The organism is Pseudomonas sp. GW821-FHT03A09, assembly GCF_059421065.1.
On record NZ_JBWKUX010000014.1, the window covers coordinates 50,826 to 67,966 of the forward strand.

At 60.6% G+C, this 17,141-nt stretch carries 17 protein-coding genes, 1 tRNA gene and 1 pseudogene; 12 read left to right on the forward strand and 7 right to left on the reverse strand.

Annotated features, from left to right (window positions below; translation table 11 throughout):
* Window positions 1–7 precede the first annotated feature (7 nt).
* Both AC07V4_RS22180 and AC07V4_RS22185 read left to right on the forward strand, forming a co-directional pair.
* Window positions 8–84, forward strand: a tRNA-Ile gene (locus AC07V4_RS22180).
* 135 nt (window positions 85–219) lie between these two features.
* A pseudogene (locus AC07V4_RS22185) lies at window positions 220–312 on the forward strand (integrase); the annotation flags it as partial.
* 2 nt (window positions 313–314) lie between these two features.
* Here the strand turns inward: AC07V4_RS22185 and AC07V4_RS22190 are convergent.
* The 4 genes from AC07V4_RS22190 to mdlC form a co-directional block, all read right to left on the reverse strand.
* Window positions 315–1,790 carry an aldehyde dehydrogenase family protein gene (locus AC07V4_RS22190; RefSeq protein WP_492634844.1) on the reverse strand — a complete coding sequence of 492 codons (1,476 nt, stop codon included), beginning with the start codon at window positions 1,788–1,790 and terminating at the stop codon, window positions 315–317.
* 81 nt (window positions 1,791–1,871) lie between these two features.
* Window positions 1,872–2,798 (reverse strand): ketopantoate reductase family protein, encoded by a 927-nt coding sequence (locus tag AC07V4_RS22195; RefSeq protein WP_492634845.1) that lies wholly within the window; start codon window positions 2,796–2,798, stop codon window positions 1,872–1,874.
* A 57-nt stretch (window positions 2,799–2,855) separates the two neighbouring features.
* On the reverse strand, window positions 2,856–4,247 hold the full coding sequence (locus AC07V4_RS22200) for an MFS transporter (RefSeq protein ID WP_492634846.1): 1,392 nt from the start codon (window positions 4,245–4,247) through the stop codon (window positions 2,856–2,858).
* 78 nt (window positions 4,248–4,325) lie between these two features.
* A complete protein-coding gene (gene mdlC / locus AC07V4_RS22205; RefSeq protein WP_492634847.1) occupies window positions 4,326–5,912 on the reverse strand; it encodes a benzoylformate decarboxylase in 1,587 nt (528 codons plus the stop codon).
* Between the two features lie 105 nt (window positions 5,913–6,017).
* Between mdlC and AC07V4_RS22210 the strand changes: the two genes are divergently transcribed.
* From AC07V4_RS22210 to pqqE, 10 genes are all read left to right on the forward strand, one after another.
* Window positions 6,018–6,926 carry a LysR family transcriptional regulator gene (locus tag AC07V4_RS22210; RefSeq protein ID WP_492634848.1) on the forward strand — a complete coding sequence of 303 codons (909 nt, stop codon included), beginning with the start codon at window positions 6,018–6,020 and terminating at the stop codon, window positions 6,924–6,926.
* A 278-nt stretch (window positions 6,927–7,204) separates the two neighbouring features.
* The gene (locus AC07V4_RS22215) at window positions 7,205–7,651 is read left to right on the forward strand and encodes an Lrp/AsnC family transcriptional regulator (RefSeq protein ID WP_078734923.1); all 447 of its coding nucleotides are present in this window, start codon (window positions 7,205–7,207) and stop codon (window positions 7,649–7,651) included.
* Between the two features lie 146 nt (window positions 7,652–7,797).
* Entirely contained in the window at window positions 7,798–9,489 is a 1,692-nt protein-coding gene (locus AC07V4_RS22220; RefSeq protein ID WP_492634849.1) for a flavin monoamine oxidase family protein, read from the forward strand.
* A 10-nt stretch (window positions 9,490–9,499) separates the two neighbouring features.
* Window positions 9,500–10,294 carry a carbon-nitrogen hydrolase family protein gene (locus tag AC07V4_RS22225; RefSeq protein WP_492634850.1) on the forward strand — a complete coding sequence of 265 codons (795 nt, stop codon included), beginning with the start codon at window positions 9,500–9,502 and terminating at the stop codon, window positions 10,292–10,294.
* A 48-nt stretch (window positions 10,295–10,342) separates the two neighbouring features.
* Complete coding sequence (gene pqqF, locus AC07V4_RS22230) at window positions 10,343–12,712, forward strand: pyrroloquinoline quinone biosynthesis protein PqqF (protein ID WP_492635282.1); 2,370 nt, start codon at window positions 10,343–10,345, stop codon at window positions 12,710–12,712.
* 157 nt (window positions 12,713–12,869) lie between these two features.
* Window positions 12,870–12,944 (forward strand): pyrroloquinoline quinone precursor peptide PqqA, encoded by a 75-nt coding sequence (gene pqqA, locus AC07V4_RS22235; RefSeq protein WP_003194766.1) that lies wholly within the window; start codon window positions 12,870–12,872, stop codon window positions 12,942–12,944.
* A gap of 71 nt (window positions 12,945–13,015) precedes the next feature.
* Window positions 13,016–13,927 carry a pyrroloquinoline quinone biosynthesis protein PqqB gene (pqqB, locus tag AC07V4_RS22240; protein WP_492634851.1) on the forward strand — a complete coding sequence of 304 codons (912 nt, stop codon included), beginning with the start codon at window positions 13,016–13,018 and terminating at the stop codon, window positions 13,925–13,927.
* Between the two features lie 11 nt (window positions 13,928–13,938).
* The gene (pqqC, locus tag AC07V4_RS22245) at window positions 13,939–14,691 is read left to right on the forward strand and encodes a pyrroloquinoline-quinone synthase PqqC (protein WP_010207005.1); all 753 of its coding nucleotides are present in this window, start codon (window positions 13,939–13,941) and stop codon (window positions 14,689–14,691) included.
* A complete protein-coding gene (pqqD, locus tag AC07V4_RS22250) occupies window positions 14,688–14,963 on the forward strand; it encodes a pyrroloquinoline quinone biosynthesis peptide chaperone PqqD (RefSeq protein ID WP_492634852.1) in 276 nt (91 codons plus the stop codon). Before pqqC ends, pqqD begins: the two co-directional genes overlap by 4 nt.
* On the forward strand, window positions 14,956–16,086 hold the full coding sequence (gene pqqE / locus AC07V4_RS22255) for a pyrroloquinoline quinone biosynthesis protein PqqE (protein WP_492634853.1): 1,131 nt from the start codon (window positions 14,956–14,958) through the stop codon (window positions 16,084–16,086). The genes pqqD and pqqE overlap by 8 nt, the downstream gene beginning before the upstream one ends.
* A gap of 5 nt (window positions 16,087–16,091) precedes the next feature.
* Here the strand turns inward: pqqE and AC07V4_RS22260 are convergent, their stop codons facing one another.
* The 3 genes from AC07V4_RS22260 to AC07V4_RS22270 all read right to left on the reverse strand — a co-directional run bounded on the left by AC07V4_RS22260 (window position 16,092) and on the right by AC07V4_RS22270 (window position 17,015).
* Complete coding sequence (locus AC07V4_RS22260; protein ID WP_024077743.1) at window positions 16,092–16,250, reverse strand: YqaE/Pmp3 family membrane protein; 159 nt, start codon at window positions 16,248–16,250, stop codon at window positions 16,092–16,094.
* 95 nt (window positions 16,251–16,345) lie between these two features.
* Window positions 16,346–16,666 carry a helix-turn-helix domain-containing protein gene (locus AC07V4_RS22265; protein ID WP_492634854.1) on the reverse strand — a complete coding sequence of 107 codons (321 nt, stop codon included), beginning with the start codon at window positions 16,664–16,666 and terminating at the stop codon, window positions 16,346–16,348.
* Window positions 16,650–17,015 (reverse strand): type II toxin-antitoxin system RelE/ParE family toxin, encoded by a 366-nt coding sequence (locus AC07V4_RS22270; protein WP_492634855.1) that lies wholly within the window; start codon window positions 17,013–17,015, stop codon window positions 16,650–16,652. Before AC07V4_RS22270 ends, AC07V4_RS22265 begins: the two co-directional genes overlap by 17 nt.
* Window positions 17,016–17,141 lie beyond the last annotated feature (126 nt).

A 17,141-nucleotide genomic window follows, 5' to 3' on the forward strand; every position in this document is an offset into this window, starting at 1 on the left:
CTGTTAAGGGCCTATAGCTCAGTTGGTCAGAGCAGAGGACTCATAATCCTTTGGTCCACGGTTCAAGTCCGTGTGGGCCCACCAACTCCAAAGCCGCGCAATGCGCGGCTTTCGCGTTTCTGGGCGGCTCACCACAGGTACAGTGCTAGTTCGCCAGCCGCCTAGGAGGTCCCTCTCATGGCAGCTCTCGTCAAAACTCCTTCCGGTACCTAGAAGGCTCTGATTCGCAAAACTGGCTGGCCAACTGTGGCTAAAACCTTCCACACCAAGCGTGATGCTCAGGACTGGTCTCGACGTACCAAAGACGATATCTATCAGAAGGGATAGCGACGCGCCGAGTGCTGCAGGCTAATCCAGTGATCGCGGGTGAACTCATCGATCGCCCAGTCGCCGTTGAAGCGGCCGAGCCCCGAGTTTTTTTCGCCACCGAAGGGCGCGTTGGCCTCGTCGTTCACCGGGATGTCGTTGATATGAGTCATGCCGGCACGAATCTGTCGAGCGAAGTTCACTCCACGTTCCAGACTACGAGTGAACACCGCGCTGGATAAGCCGAACTCGCTGGCATTGGCAAGCTCCAGAGCATGGGCCTCGTCCCGGGCGCGAAGTAGGCCCACCAGCGGGCCGAAGATTTCGTTGCGAGCCAGGTCCATGTCGACCGTGACTTCGCCATAGACATGGGGTGCCAGCAGATTGCCCTGGGCACCACCCTCGTAGAGCGGTTCAGCGCCTTCACTTCGGGCCAATTCGATCTTTTCTCTCAGGCCTTGTAGTTGCCGTTCATTGATGACCGGGCCGATGACTGTTTCGATCAATTGCGGATCACCGACCTTGAGCCCCTTGACCCGTTCTACGAAGCGCTCGGCGAAGGCGTCGTAGAGGCTGTTGTCGACGATGATCCGGTTGACCGCCATGCATATCTGCCCTTGATGCAGGAACTTGCCGAATACCGCCGCGCTCACCGCTTGTTCGAGCTCGGCGTCGGCCAAGACCACAAACGGGCTGTTGCCGCCTAGCTCAAGGGCCACATGCTTGAGGTGCGCACCACCGCTGGCGATCCTACCGATACCGCGACCCACCGGGGTGGAACCGGTGAAGGTGATCAGCGAGGGCACCGGATGCTCAACAAAGGCATCGCCGATCTCGCTGCCCGCGCCCACCACCACACTGAGCACACCAGCCGGCAGGCCAGCTTCCTCGAAAATCTTCGCTAGCAGCAGGCCGCCGCACACGGGCGTATCACTGGCCGGTTTGACCACCACCGCGTTGCCCAAGGCCAGCGCCGGGGCGATGGAGCGCTGGGTCAGGTGCAGTGGGAAGTTCCACGGGCTAATAACCCCGACCACCCCTAGGGCACTACGATAGACACGGCTTTCCTTGCCAGGCACATCGGACTCGATAATTCGCCCGTGGACTCGCGCGGGGAACGATGCCGATTCCAGGGCAATGGCCCGCGCCGCGCCCCATTCCAATTGCGCCTTGAGCCGGGTGCTGCCGGACTCACGAATGATCCATTCGATGATTTCCTCGCGGCGCCGGTCGAATACCGCCACCACCCGATGCAGCACTGCTGCCCGCGCCGATGGCCCGAGTGCCGCCCATTGTGGCTGCACTGCAGCAGCTTGGGCATAGGCGGCATCCAGGTCCAGGCGATTGGCCTGGGAGATTTCCAGCAACAGTTGACCATCGAACGGGTTGCTCACCGCCAGGATTTTACCGGCAGCGCCGGCGCGCCACTCCCCGGCGATGTATTGCAAATGCAGATCGGTGTAACCAGCAGTAGACTCACTCATGACAAGGCTCCTCAAGAAACAGCGTTCACAAATCGATATTGTCTGGACGAACGTATACAGGCGCGGCAGATGTTCTGGCTTTCAGCCTACCGCCGACCGCGCCTCGATCAGACGCAGCAGTCCTAGCAGGGTTTCGGTGTACGGTACGGCGATGCCGGCCTGGCGCGCCCGTGCCAGGACCTCGCCATTGATGGCACCGATCTCCGTGGGCCGCCCGGCCAGCACGTCTTGCAACATGGACGGCTTGTGCGCCCGGTGGTGGGCGATGGCATGCGCCACGCTGTCCAAGCAACGCTGCGTATCCGTCGCGACGCCCACCGCCTGCGCGACGCTAAGCACCTCCTGTACGATGGCCCGAGCCAGCGGCACGCCTTGCGGCGCGGCATCCAGTTGCCCCACCGTGCAGCCGGTCACAGCGCACAGACTGTTCAAAGCCGCGTTGAAGGCCACTTTCTCCCAGATCGAGCTCCAGACCTGTGTGTCTGTCCTGCATTGCAGTCCCGCCGCCTCCAGCACGGCGGCAATCTGGGTACTTGCCTGGCGCTCGATGCCATCCAGGGACAAAATCCGAATAACGCCTTGGCCGTGGGAGCGAACATGGCCGGGCCCGGCCATGTCGGCGGGCCAGGTGGTCATACCGATTATCACCCGCTCCGGGGCGACATGACGGCACAGTGCTTCGGCGTTGCCCAGGCCGTTCTGCAGGGTCAGTACCCACGTGTGCTTGCCGATATGGCCGGCAATACTGCGCAGCGCATTGTCGGTGTGTTGGGCTTTGGTGAAGACCAGCAACAGATCAGGCTGCCCTGTTACCTGCTCCGCACGGCAGGCGATCAGTCCGCCGACGCGCCGGTCGTCGCTGTCGGTTTCCAAGCGCAGACCCTGGAGGCGGATCGCCTCCAGGTGCGTGTCGTTGATGTCCAGTAGCGTGACCGTCTGCCCGCTCTCCGCCAGCAGGCCGCCGAACAGCGAGCCCATGGCGCCCGCCCCCAGAATGGTGATGTTCATCGAATTTCCTTATGGCTGTGAGAACTCATCGGCAAGGTTCTTTTTGTAGGGCCGGGTTCATGAATTTTCCGGTACACGCCGGGGAATATGGCGACGCACCAACATCAGGGCGACCAGCGCCAGCAGCATTACCGTTCCCAGTAGCGTCAGATAACCATGGGTGCCACCTTGGGTGATCACCGTGGCGCCGACAAAGGCGCTGAGAATCGCCCCCATGCGTCCGAAGGCCAGGGCCGATGCAGTACCAGTGGCGCGCACGGCGGTGGGATAAATGAACGCACACAACGCATAGAGTGTGGACTGCACAGCGTTGACGAACAGGCCATGCACGCCAAAACCGAAGATCAGCAGGTTGGTGTTCTGGCCTATATCCACGGCCTGCATCGCAAAGGTACTGACCGCGCCACCTGCGCAACAGATCAGCAGCGGCCAGAACGATCCCCAGCGCGTTATGGCCAGCGCGCAGACCAGAGCGCCGATCACTCCGCCCAGGTTGTAGGCGGTGAGGCCGAAACTCGCCAGCGCCAACGGCAAACCTTCGGCCATGAGCATGGTCGGCAACCAACTAAAGGCACTATAGACGGCGGTTAAACACATGAAGAACGCCACCCAGACAGCCACCGTATCGCGCCCGTAGCCTGGGGCGAACAAGCTGCGAAAGCCGCCTTGCTGCTCGCTCTTCTGTTCCAGCATATCGGTGTAATGCACGCCCTCGGGCATGGGCCGGCCCATACGCTTCAGCAGTGAGGTCAACTCACCCCAGCGTTGAGGCCGGCGTGCCAGGAAGCGCGGTGACTCCGGCAAGGTCGCCAGTAGCAACAAGCCCAGCACAATGGGCAGGCTGCCGCCGATGAAGAACAACGGGCGCCAACCGTACAGCGGCAATATATGAGAGGCGAACAACCCCGCCAGCATACCGCCCAGCGGTACACAGACGATGGTCGCGGTAACCGCCAGGGTACGCCGGCGTGCCGGGGTGAACTCAGCCGTCATGGTGGTGGCGCTGGGTAGGGCACCACCGATACCCAGCCCGGCGATAAACCGTAGCACCGCCACGCTCAGTGCATCCGGTGACAGGCCGATGGCACAGGTCGCTGTGCCGAAAAGGATCACGCTGGTGATGACCGCCATGCGCCGGCCGAAACGATCGGCGAACAGACCCGCGCAGGCGCTGCCGATACCCATGCCGATCAGCCCGGCCGCCACTGCGGGAGCAAAGGCCTCACGGGTGATTCCCCACTCCTTGATCATCAATGGTATGGCGAAACCGATGAGCTGGCCGTCGAAGCCATCCATCACGATGGACAGCGCAGCCAGCAGCACCACGATCTTCTGCATCCCTGTATAGGGCCCATCATCGAGCAAAGTGCCGATGTCGGCACTGCCGGCCACCGAACTCGACCGCTGGGGCGTCACCTCCATCACGTCACTGACCGAAGTCGTGTTCATAGCCACCTCTTTTTATTGTTGTGGTGTGCACACAAGGCGCGTTTGGCAATGCTGGGGCTTAGCCCGGCGCTGGGAAACTCAGGGCTCAATCGTCAAGGTCGGGACCTCGATCAGTACTGGGCGATTGCCAACCAGAGCTGCACTGAAGGCTGCGGCGAACTCGGTGCCGGTCGCCGCATGTTGTGCATGCACTCCGTAGCCCTGGGCGATGGCGCAGAAGTCCAGGCCAGGAACGTCCAGCCCCGGCGCATCGCTGACCTCTAGCACATTGGCGAACCAGCGCAGTGCGCCGTAGGTGCCGTTCTTGAGAATAATGAACACCACCGGAATGCCGTACTGGGCAGCAGTCCAGAGCGCGGTGATGCCGTAGTTGGCCGAGCCGTCGCCGATGATTGCCACCACCCGTCGCCCGGGGGTCGCCAGTTGCACGCCGACCGCGGCCGGCAAGCCAAAGCCCAAACCGCCGGCGGCGGGAAAGAAGTAGCTACCGGGCTCGCTCATCGCCACCCGCTGCCAGAACGCACTGACAGTGGAGGTGGATTCCTTGACGTAGATCGCGTCCCTTGGCGCCAGTTGGTTGATCAGGTCGAACACGGTTTCCGGGCTTAGCAGGCCACCCTCCTCACGTGCCGGCGCCGGCAACGGTAAGCCGTTCGGCAGCGGCCGTCCGCTCTGAGGCAGCATGTCGACCAGGGCCTGGAGGGTCAGGGGGATATCGCACACCAGCGCATCACCCATGGGAGCCCGCGCCGCTTCGCCCGGGTCGCAGGTCAGGTGCACCAGTTCACAATCAGCCGGCAGATAATCACCTGGGGCGTATTGGTGGTAACGGAACACCGGTGCGCCGACTACCAGGATCAGGTCGTGCCCGGCCAGGCAGCGGCTGATCCCGGCGATGGCCGCCGGCAACACGCCACGGAAGCACCGGTGACGGGTGGGAAAGGGGCAGCGCGAAGCGGATGGCGCGACCCAGGCCGGCATGCGCAGTTTTTCCGCCAGTTGCACCGACAGGTCATTGCTGCCACTACTGTCGACATCCGGGCCGAGCACCAGCACCGGGTTGCGCGCTGCCGATATCCGCTCGGCCAGCGCCTGCAGTTGCGCTGTCGAAGGCTGGCCGGCGTTGGTCACCTGGCGCCGCGACAGATGCTCCACACCCGCTGGCGCCGCGCAGGCCCAGTCGTCATAGGGGATTGACACATATACCGGCCCGCGTGGCGCCAGGCTGGCCATATGGATCGCCTGGCTCAGGGTGCGCGGTACGTCCTGGGCCGAGGCCGGCTCATGACTCCACTTGACCAGGGGCTTGGGCAACTGCGCGGCATCGACATTGGCCAGCATCGCTTCCACACCGACCATCGAGCGCACCTGCTGGCCGGCAGTGATCACCAGAGGGCTATGCGAGTACCAGGCGTTTGTCAGCGCGCCCATGCCGTTGCCGGTACCGGCTGCGGCATGCAGGTTGACGAAGGTCGGCTTGCCAGTGGCCAGGGCGAAACCGTCGGCCATGCCGACCACCGCGCCCTCATGCAGGCCGAGAATGTAGCGGAAGTCCTTGGGAAACCCCTTGAGGAATGGCAACTCGTTGGAGCCGGGGTTGCCGAAGATGGTGGTCAGGCCTTGCTCGCGAAGAATCTCGTAGGACGCAGAGTGAACGGTTTTCATAACGACCCTTGTTATTGGATTTCGGGGTACTCTTGCAGGCACTGGAAGATTGATCAAATCGACAATATCTCTATCAAAAATAAACCCTATCTATATCAAGGCGACATGAGCCACATCGATCTGAACCTAATTCGCACCTTCGTCACCCTCTACGAGGCCCGCAGCGTGACACTGGCCGCCGAGCGCCTGTTCGTCACCCAGCCCTCGGTCAGTTATGGTTTGGCGCGTTTGCGCGAGCTGTTCGATGATGTGCTATTCAGCCGTACCCGGGACGGCATCCAGCCAACCTTTGTCGCCGAGCAGCTTTATCCGTCCTTGCGCGAATCCCTGACGTGTATCGAAAACGCGGTCCAGGGATGCCGCCATTTCGACCCAGCGAGCACCGAACGGCGTTTTCGCATTGCGCTCTCCGACCTCGGCGAAATAGGCTTCCTACCGCTGATCCTGGCACGCTTGAATCAGGGCGCGCCGCTGGCTGAAGTCGAGGTCCTACCGCTACAGGTAGATCAGGTCGGCGAGTGGCTGGCCAGCGGCAAGGTCGATGCCGCGATCTGCCGCCAGCCGGTCCCCGGCACCCGCAGTAGGGTGCTGATACATGAGCGTTATGTGTGCCTGCTCAGTAGCACTCACCCGCGCATCGACCAGCAACTGAGCCTCGAACAATTCCTGGCCGAACGGCACGTCACGGTGACCCGCACCACCGGCCATGGCAACGTCGAAGACGTACTGAAAAACATGTGTGTTGAACGCCGCATCAGCCTGCATGTACCGCACTTCTCGGTGCTGTCGAAAATCATTCCCAGCACTGACCTGCTGGCGGTGCTGCCGGCACAAATTGCCCGGTTGTTCATCCACGAGGGCGACCTGAAGATGCTCGAACTGCCATTCCCGGTGGCCGAGTTCGCTGTGTCCCTGAACTGGCACCCCAACAGCGACAGTTCCGCCGCCCTGCGCTGGTTCTGCGACACAATCACCGACGCGATCATCAGCGGCCAGGGCCTGCCCTCTAATTAGACGTCGACTGCGTTTGCAATCGCTGGGGCTGTCCGCTGCTCCCCCTTTGACCGAAGCCGAGATGTGCAATTGTCATATCGAGCCGGATAGGGGGCGCTGAGCGGCGGTGGCAGGCTTACGTTGGTTTTTGGTTCCATTGCTCCAAACCCCACCACCATCAAGGCCAGGCTCAATAAGCTGTTTCGCCAGCGAACATCTGTCAGTTTTTGTGCACTGCCTAGTGCGAACGCAAGCCTGTAACATGTCCCGAGATTGCCGCCCGTATCGGAGCTCCCACCTTGCCCGTCCTCGATGAAATCGACCGCCAATTGATCGCCGCCCTGCAGATCAACGCCCGTGAAAGCGTGGCCATGCTTGCCCGGCAGCTTGGTATCGCACGCACCACCGTGACCTCACGCCTGGCACGCCTGGAGAAAACCCAGGTGATTACCGGATACGGCGTGCGCCTGGGCCAGCGGGTGGTGGATGGCGGCTTGCAGGCTTATGTGGGAATTACCGTGCAAGCGCGCTCGGGCAAGGAAGTGCTGCGCAGGTTGAGCGCCATGGCGCAGGTCCAGCAGTTGTGTGCAGTGAGCGGGGAGTTCGATTACGTGGCTTGGTTGCGCACCGATTCGCCGGAGCAGCTTGACCAGTTGCTGGATCAAATCGGCAGCGTCGACGGCGTGGAGAAAACCACCACGTCGATCATCCTCAGCAACAAATTGGATCGTGGACAGCCAATCTGACCAACCAATTCGTCATTTTGACTAAAAACAATTCAATACGACGACACTTTGCGTCTTATTAACGAGCGCAACGCTCCCTAAACTGGCTGCCATCTTTTCCTATACTCAACGGGACGTGCCCCGCCGAGTTGCCAGCCAGGTCAGCCATGAACGCATTCAACAAAAACAATCGCCACCCTGCAGACGGTAAAAAACCCATCACTATCTTCGGCCCGGATTTTCCGTTCGCCTTTGATGACTGGATCGAACACCCTGCCGGACTGGGCAGTATCCCGACCGCCAATCATGGTGCTGAAGTGGCAATCGTCGGCGCGGGGATTGCTGGTTTGGTCGCCGCTTATGAGCTGATGAAGCTTGGCTTGAAGCCCGTGGTGTACGAAGCCTCGAAAATGGGCGGTCGCTTGCGCTCCCAAGCGTTTGAGGGCGCCGAGGGCGTCATCGCCGAGTTGGGTGGTATGCGCTTTCCGGTGTCGTCCACCGCGTTCTACCACTATGTGGACAAGCTGGGCCTGGAAACCAAACCCTTCCCTAACCCGCTGACCCCGGCTTCCGGCAGTACCGTGATCGACCTGGAAGGCCAGACCCACTACGCACAAAAACTCTCCGACTTGCCGGTGCTGTTCCAGGAAGTCGCCGACGCCTGGGCCGATGCCCTGGAGGCCGGCTCGCAGTTCGGCGATATCCAGCAAGCCATCCGCGACCGCGATGTGCCACGCCTCAAGGAACTGTGGAACAAGCTGGTACCGCTGTGGGACGACCGCACCTTCTATGACTTCGTTGCCACCTCCAAGGCCTTCGCCAAGCTATCGTTCCTGCACCGCGAAGTGTTCGGGCAGGTCGGCTTCGGCACCGGTGGCTGGGACTCGGACTTCCCCAACTCCATGCTGGAAATCTTCCGCGTGGTCATGACCAATTGCGACGACCATCAACACTTGGTGGTGGGCGGTGTGGCGCAGGTGCCCATGGGCATCTGGCGTCATGTGCCAGAGCGCTGCGCCCACTGGCCGGCAGGCACCAGCCTCAGCTCGCTTCACCGAGGTGCGCCACGGGCCGGCGTGAAGCGTATTGCCCACGCTGCTGATGGTCGTTTTGCCGTTACGGATAACTACGGCGACACCCGCGAATACGCCGCTGTGCTCACCACTTGCCAAAGCTGGTTGCTGACCACTCAGATCGAATGCGATGAAACCCTGTTCTCGCAAAAGATGTGGATGGCCCTCGACCGCACACGCTACATGCAGTCGTCGAAAACCTTCGTGATGGTCGACCGTCCGTTCTGGAAAGACAAAGACCCGGAAACCGGCCGCGACCTGATGAGCATGACCCTCACCGATCGCCTGACCCGTGGCACTTACCTGTTCGACAATGGCGACGACAAGCCGGGCGTGATCTGCCTGTCGTATTCATGGATGAGCGATGCGTTGAAAATGCTGCCGCAGCCCATCGACAAGCGCGTGAAGCTGGCCCTTGATGCTTTGAAGAAGATCTACCCGAAAGTCGACATCAAGGCACGCATCATCGGCGACCCGATCACCGTGTCCTGGGAAGCCGACCCGCATTTCCTCGGAGCCTTCAAAGGTGCGTTGCCCGGCCACTATCGCTACAACCAGCGGATGTATGCGCACTTCATGCAGAAGGATATGCCCGCCGAACAACGTGGGATTTTTATCGCCGGCGACGACGTGTCCTGGACACCGGCCTGGGTGGAAGGTGCGGTACAGACCTCGCTGAACGCAGTGTGGGGCATCATGACCCACTTCGGCGGCAGCACTCATCCGGAAAACCCAGGCCCGGGCGATGTGTTTGACGAAATCGGGCCGATTGCCCTGGCGGATTGAGGAGTTGAGCATGCGCGTTGCCTTGTACCAATGCCCACCACTGCCACTGGACGTGTCCGGTAATCTAAAGCGCCTGCACCACTTGGCACATGAGGCGACGGACGCCGATGTGCTGGTGCTGCCGGAGATGTTCCTCAGCGGCTACAACATCGGCGTCGAAGCCGTCGGTGCGCTGGCCGAAGCTCAGGACGGGCCGTCGGCACAGGTCATTGCGGCGCTGGCAAAAAGCGTCGGACTGGCGATTCTGTACGGCTATCCGGAGCGCGCCGAGGACGGGCAGATCTACAACGCCGTGCAATTGATCGACGCCAACGGCCAACGCGTGTGCAACTACCGCAAGACTCACCTGTTCGGTGATCTGGACCACTCGATGTTCAGCGCCGGGGAAGATGATTTCCCACTGGTGGAGTTGAATGGCTGGAAGCTGGGGTTCCTGATCTGCTACGACTTGGAGTTTCCGGAAAATACCCGGCGGCTGGCCCTGGCCGGTGCCGAGCTGATCCTGGTGCCCACCGCCAATATGGCGCCGTTCGACTTTGTCGCCGACGTCACCGTGCGGGCGCGAGCCTTCGAAAACCAGTGCTATGTGGCCTATGCCAACTATTGCGGGCATGAAGACGAGATCCACTACTGCGGGCAAAGCAGCATTGCCGCACCGAATGGCCAGCGGATCGCCCAGGCGGGCCTGGATGAGGCGTTGATTGTCGGCACGCTGGATCGGCAGGCGATCATCGATGCCCGTGCCGCCAACCACTATCTTCAAGACCGTCGCCCCGAACTGTACAACACGCTGAATAAACCCTGATCCGACCGGTTTGTTAACATGGGCACATCCTACGTTTCGGAAGTGCCCATGCCTGCGCCGGCTCACCCTCATCACCTTCAACTGACCCTGGCCAACGGCCTGTGCGTTTCCCTGCGCCACGCGCCACGCTTGAAGCGTTGTGCTGCTGCCTTGCGGGTAGCTGCCGGTAGTCATGACGTGCCATTGGCGTGGCCGGGGTTGGCACATTTTCTTGAGCACTTGTTGTTTCTGGGCACCACATGCTTTCCTGCCAGCGAAGGCTTGATGGCCTATGTGCAGCGTCATGGCGGGCAGGTCAACGCCAGCACTCGCGAGCGCACCACGGACTTCTTTTTTGAACTGCCTGTTTCGACCTTTACCGACGGGCTTGAGCGACTGGCCGATATGTTGGCTCATCCGCGCCTGGCAATTGAAGATCAACTGCGCGAACGCGAAGTGCTGCACGCGGAGTTTATTGCCTGGTCCCAGGATGCCAAGGCACAACAGCAGGTCGCGCTGATGCAAGGCTTGGCGCCTGATCATCCGCTACGAGGCTTTCATGCAGGCAATCGTGACAGCCTGCCGGTGGAGCGTGAGGCCTTTCAGCAGGCATTGCGGGAATTCCATACCAGGTTCTATCAGAGCGGGCAGATGACATTGAGCATTGCCGGCCCGCAGCCGCTGGAAGCACTCGAAATCCTGGCGCGACGCTTCAGCGATCAACTGATCTCGGGGGCTTGGCATCCCCAAGTCGCTCCGCCTGCGCTGATGCCTGGCCAGACAAGGCGCCATCAACATACTGCCAATGGCCACCTGCATCACATCATTGCTTGCGATGCACCACGCGAAGCCCTGGGTTTTCTCTGCACCTGGCTCAACAGCTCGGCACCGGGCGGGTTGCTGGATGAGTTGAAAACCCGAAAGCTGGCCAACGCACTGCATGCCTCTGTGCTTTATCAGTTCGCGGGACAGGCACTGCTGGATATCGACTTGACCCTCGACGCCGAAGGCGACTCGGCGGCCCAGATCGAGGCGTTGCTGCACGACTGGCTGAGCTTTTTCGCGCACAGTGACTGGACTTCGTTGCGCGAAGAGTTCGCCCTGCTGACGGAACGCCAGCTCCAGGTCCAAGGTGCCCTTGCCTTGGCCCGGCATGAAAGCGAGGAACTCACGGAACAGAGCGTCGCAAGCTTGAAGGCATTGCTTGACTCACTGCACCTGAAACCCGCTCAACACACTTGGCGACTGCCCCCCAACAACCCCTTCCTGCGTCCGCCCGTCAAAGAAGAACGCGCCGGCCTGATTCGCGGCCAGACCAGCGCCCACCGAGGCTTGCGCACCTTTGCCCAGGACCGCTCGCGAGGACGACGCGAAGTCTCGGCGCTGACCTTCAGCAAAGCCTTGGCGGATGACACCGATGAAGGCGCGCTGTATTTGCATTGGCGATTTGATTCAAGCGTACCTGTCGGTCTAGAAAACGCGTTGCAGGCGTTGCGGGAGAACGCCCATCAGGCGGGTGTCGAGTTGTCGTTCGAAACCTTCGCCAATGATTGGCGGGTGAAAATGGTCGGCCTTCACGAGCCGATGCCGGCCGTGCTCGAAGCCTTGGCGCGCGACCTGAGCCTGCCCGTAGAACCCTTGGCTCCCAGCAACGCAGCGCCGATGATCGCCATCCGAGAACTGCTCAAGGCGCTGCCGGCCTGCTGTACGGGTACTTGCTCCGAGACCCGCGAGACGCCAGCGTCGTGGGCCACCGCACGTTGGCAAGGGTTGGGCGTGGGTTTGCCTGCTGCGTGCGAAGCCGCCATCAAAACCGCCGCCGCCCGCTTGCCCGGGCAGTCGGCAAACATCGAGCGCCAAACCCAGGCCATCGGCAGCCAACACCTCTGGCATGAGGTGAAAATCGACTCCAGCGAAGCCGCCTTGCTATTGCTTTGCCCAACGCCAACGCAATCACTGGCGGATGAGGCGGCATGGCGCCTGCTCGGGCACCTGCTCCAGGGGCCGTTCTACCAACACCTGCGCGTCGAACAACAAATCGGCTACGCCGTGTTCAGTGGCATCCGACAGATCAACGGGCAAACCGGGCTGCTGTTTGGGGTGCAGTCCCCCAGTGTTTCCCTCGCTGGAATCGTCGATCACCTGCAAGCCTTCCTGAAGCAGCTACCGTCGTTGATCGAGCATAGCGCCGACCTGGGCGGCCAGAAGCTGGCTCAGCAATTCACGGCATTACCGGTCGCACAGGTCGCCGACCTGCTCTGGCATGCCCAGTTGGCCGGCCATCCATCGGATTATCTGGAACAGCTTCAAATACTGATCCAAACCTGCACGCGCGAGGACTTACTGCACGCCGCCGAGCAGCTCAACAACGCCACAGGCGGCTGGCGCTGTGTAGCCAACGGCTCACGCATCAACGACTCCTGGCAAACGGCGGACTGATCATTGCCAACCCTGCAACAGGCTTTTTCCTTCGAGACAGCGCTAACTTGAAAAGAATTGCGTAATATTCATACGCAGTACCTGAACATCTCCGATAGGAGGTGGACTATATGTATTACTTGGTAGTGAACGCCCATCCCTTGGTAGGAGTATGAATATGACCTGGTCCAAACCTGCTTACACTGATCTGCGCATCGGTTTCGAAGTCACCATGTACTTCGCCAGCCGTTAATCCGCTGGGTAATACAACGCCTCGGTTCGCCCGGGGCGTTTTTGTTTTGAGCTTTGCTTGATGGAGCGACCATGTTTGTCCAGATTCTAGGTTCCGCCGCCGGCGGTGGCTTCCCGCAGTGGAACTGCAACTGCGTGAACTGCGCGGGTTTTCGTGACGGCAGCCTAAATGCCCAGGCACGCACCCAGTCGTCCATCGCGATCTCCGACGATGGCGTGAATTGGGTGCTGTGCAATGCCTCGCCGGATATCCGCGCGCAACTGCAAGGCTTCGCGCCAATGCAGCCTGGCCGCGCCCTGCGTGATACGGGCATCAGCGCAATTATCCTGATGGACAGCCAGATCGACCACACCACTGGCCTGCTGAGCCTGCGCGAAGGCTGCCCGCACCAGGTGTGGTGCACCGACATGGTCCATGAAGACCTCAGCACCGGCTTCCCGCTGTTCACCATGCTCACCCACTGGAACGGCGGCCTGGCCTGGAATCGCATCGAGTTGGACACTAGTTTCACCATACCCGCCTGCCCCAACCTGCGTTTCACACCGCTGCCACTGCGCAGCGCGGCGCCGCCTTACTCGCCGCATCGCTTCGACCCGCACCCGGGTGACAACATCGGCCTGATCGTCGAAGACCTGCGCACCGGCGGAAAACTGTTCTACGCACCTGGCCTGGGTAAGGTCGACGCACCGCTGCTGGAGATCATGGCCGGCAGCGACTGCCTGTTGGTGGACGGCACGATGTGGGATGACGATGAAATGCAGCGCCGTGGCGTCGGCACGCGCACGGGTCGCGAGATGGGCCACCTGGCGCAGAACGGCCCCGGCGGCATGCTCGAAGTGCTGGAACAGCTGCCCGAGCAACGTAAGGTACTTATCCACATCAACAACACCAACCCGATCCTCGATGAAGACTCCCCCGAGCGGGCCGAGTTGGTGCGACGCAATGTCGAAGTGGCTTACGACGGCATGAGTATCGAATTGTAGGAGCAACCGAAATGACTGACACGCCGTTGACCACCGCTGAATTCGAAGCCGCCCTGCGGGCCAAGGGCGCCTTCTACCATATCCATCACCCGTATCACGTGGCGATGTACGAAGGCCGCGCCACCCGTGAGCAGATCCAGGGCTGGGTCGCCAACCGTTTCTACTATCAGGTGAACATCCCCCTGAAAGACGCCGCGATCCTGGCCAACTGCCCGGACCGCGAAATCCGCCGCGAGTGGATCCAGCGTCTGCTCGACCACGACGGCGCTCCGGGTGAAGATGGCGGCATCGAAGCCTGGCTGCGCCTGGGCCAAGCCGTCGGCCTGGACCCAGACCAACTGCGTTCCCAGGAACTGGTGTTGCCCGGCGTGCGGTTTGCGGTGGATGCCTACGTCAACTTCGCCCGTCGTGCCAGTTGGCAGGAAGCGGCCAGCAGTTCGCTGACCGAGCTGTTCGCGCCGCAGATCCACCAGTCGCGCCTCGACAGCTGGCCACAGCATTACCCGTGGATCGACCCGGCTGGCTACGAGTATTTCCGCACCCGCCTGGGCCAGGCCCGTCGCGACGTGGAACACGGTTTGGCGATCACCCTCCAGCATTACACCACCCGCGAGGGCCAGGAGCGCATGCTGGAAATTCTCCAGTTCAAACTGGATATTTTGTGGAGCATGCTGGACGCCATGAGCATGGCCTATGAACTCAACCGCCCGCCCTATCACAGCGTGACCGAGCAACGGGTGTGGCATAAAGGGATCACCCTATGAGCTTTGATCGCAGCAAGAAACCCACCTGGCGCCAGGGCTATCGCTACCAGTACGAGCCCGCACAAAAGGGCCATGTGCTGCTCTATCCCGAAGGCATGATCAAGCTCAACGATAGCGCCGCCTTGATCGGTGGCTTGATCAACGGCGAGCGTGATGTGGCCGCGATCATCGCCGAGCTGGATAAACAATTCCCCGGCGTGCCTGAGCTTGGTGAAGACATCGAGCAATTCATGGAGGTCGCCCGTGCTGAGCACTGGATCACCCTTGCCTGAAAAAACCGCGGTCGGCCTGCCACTGTGGCTGCTCGCCGAACTGACTTACCGTTGCCCGTTGCAGTGCCCGTATTGCTCCAACCCGCTGGATTTCGCCGAGCAAGGCAAGGAGCTGAGCACCGAGCAGTGGATCAAGGTGTTTCGCGAAGCGCGGGAAATGGGCGCCGCACAACTGGGGTTTTCCGGCGGTGAACCGCTGGTGCGCCAGGACCTGGCAGAGCTGATCGCCGAAGCTCGCAAGCTTGGGTTCTACACCAACCTGATCACCTCCGGCATCGGTCTCACCGAACAGAAGATCAGCGACTTCAAGAAGGCCGGCCTGGACCATATCCAGATCAGCTTCCAAGCCAGCGACGAACAGGTGAACAACCTGCTGGCCGGCTCGAAAAAAGCCTTCGCGCAAAAATTGGAAATGGCCCGGGCAGTGAAAGCCCACGGCTACCCGATGGTGCTGAACTTTGTCACCCATCGGCACAATATCGACAAGATCGACCGCATCATCGAGCTGTGCATCGCGTTGGAAGCCGACTTCGTGGAGCTCGCCACCTGCCAGTTCTACGGTTGGGCGCAACTCAATCGTGTGGGGCTGTTGCCGACCCGGGAGCAGTTGGTGCGCGCCGAGCGCATCACCAACGAATACCGCGCCAAACTGGAAGCCGAAGGCCACCCGTGCAAGCTGATCTTCGTTACTCCGGATTACTACGAAGAGCGCCCAAAGGCGTGCATGAACGGCTGGGGCAGCATCTTTCTGACAGTGACACCAGACGGCACCGCCCTGCCCTGCCATGGCGCCCGACAGATGCCGGTGCAATTTCCCAATGTGCGCGACCACAGCATGCAGCACATCTGGTACGACTCATTTGGCTTCAACCGTTTTCGCGGCTATGACTGGATGCCCGAACCGTGCCGCTCATGCGATGAAAAGGAAAAGGACTTCGGCGGCTGTCGCTGCCAGGCGTTCATGCTCACAGGGGATGCCAGCAACGCCGACCCGGTGTGCAGCAAGTCCGAGCAGCACGGCATTATCCTTCAAGCCCGGGAAGAAGCCGAACACGCCACCCAGACCATCGAGCAACTGGCCTTTCGCAACGAACGCAACTCCCGGCTCATCGCAAAAGGCTGACGGACTCAGCGCTTGGCGATGATGTATACCGCGTGGATGATGCCCGGGAAGTAACCACACAAGGTCAGCAGGATGTTCAGCCAGAACGCGCCGGCGAACCCCACTTGCAGGAAAACACCCAGTGGCGGCAACAGAATGGCGATGATGATACGAATGAAGTCCATGGGGTCAGCTCCAGAAAGTCGGCTCGTGTGAGCCGTGTAGCTAATCGACCTTGGGGGTTCGTGAGGGTTCAGTGGGATCTGGCATTGGGCCACTGTCAGGCGAGAATCTCCAAGCCGTGCTTCTTCACGATGCTCAGCAATTTGAGCGCCATGCCGCTGGGTTGTTTCTCGCCAGATTCCCACTTTTTCACTGTGGACGCGCTGGTGTTCAGGTAGCGGGCGAACACAGGTTGGCTCACATGGCTGCTTTCACGAAGCTGTTTGATCTGTTCGGCTGGAATTTGCGCCGGGACCGTTGCAAGGCACATCTCGTCGAACTCACGTAGAGTGGTTTTGCTGATTGCACCTATCGAGTACAACGCCTGTGCCGATTTATGAACAGATTCCAGCGCTTCACTTTCATACTTTTTGGTCATGATGTATCTCCACAAGCTCCTTGAGATCCAGTAGTTGCTGGACTTGTGCCTCGTTTAAAGCTTCATAGCTCTTTGCAATCGCCCGAAACGCAATCAAATCCTTTTGACTGATATTGCTTTGGTCCTGCTTCGCGAATAGAAACTGATAAACCCAGTAATGCCTGCCTTTGGCCAGAACAATGGAGCGATGCCTGTTCTGATTAAGACGTTTCTTCCAAACACCTCCCCCCAAATTGTCGGCCTGGCCGTTCAGCATCTCACCAAACGCCGCCCTCAACTCCGAGTCGCAGATCCAGGCCTTGCTGGCTGAATGGGTAAAATCCCGAGTTTTGAACAGTCGAAGCCTCATGGATATCCCTTCCCACAAACATACCACTTGGTGGTATAGATTAGAAATGAGGGCATGCAAAAACTCTTCGCCTCCCCCGTCGGCAGTCCTTGCCGGCGCCCGCTAAAAAGCCATTGTTTTCACTGA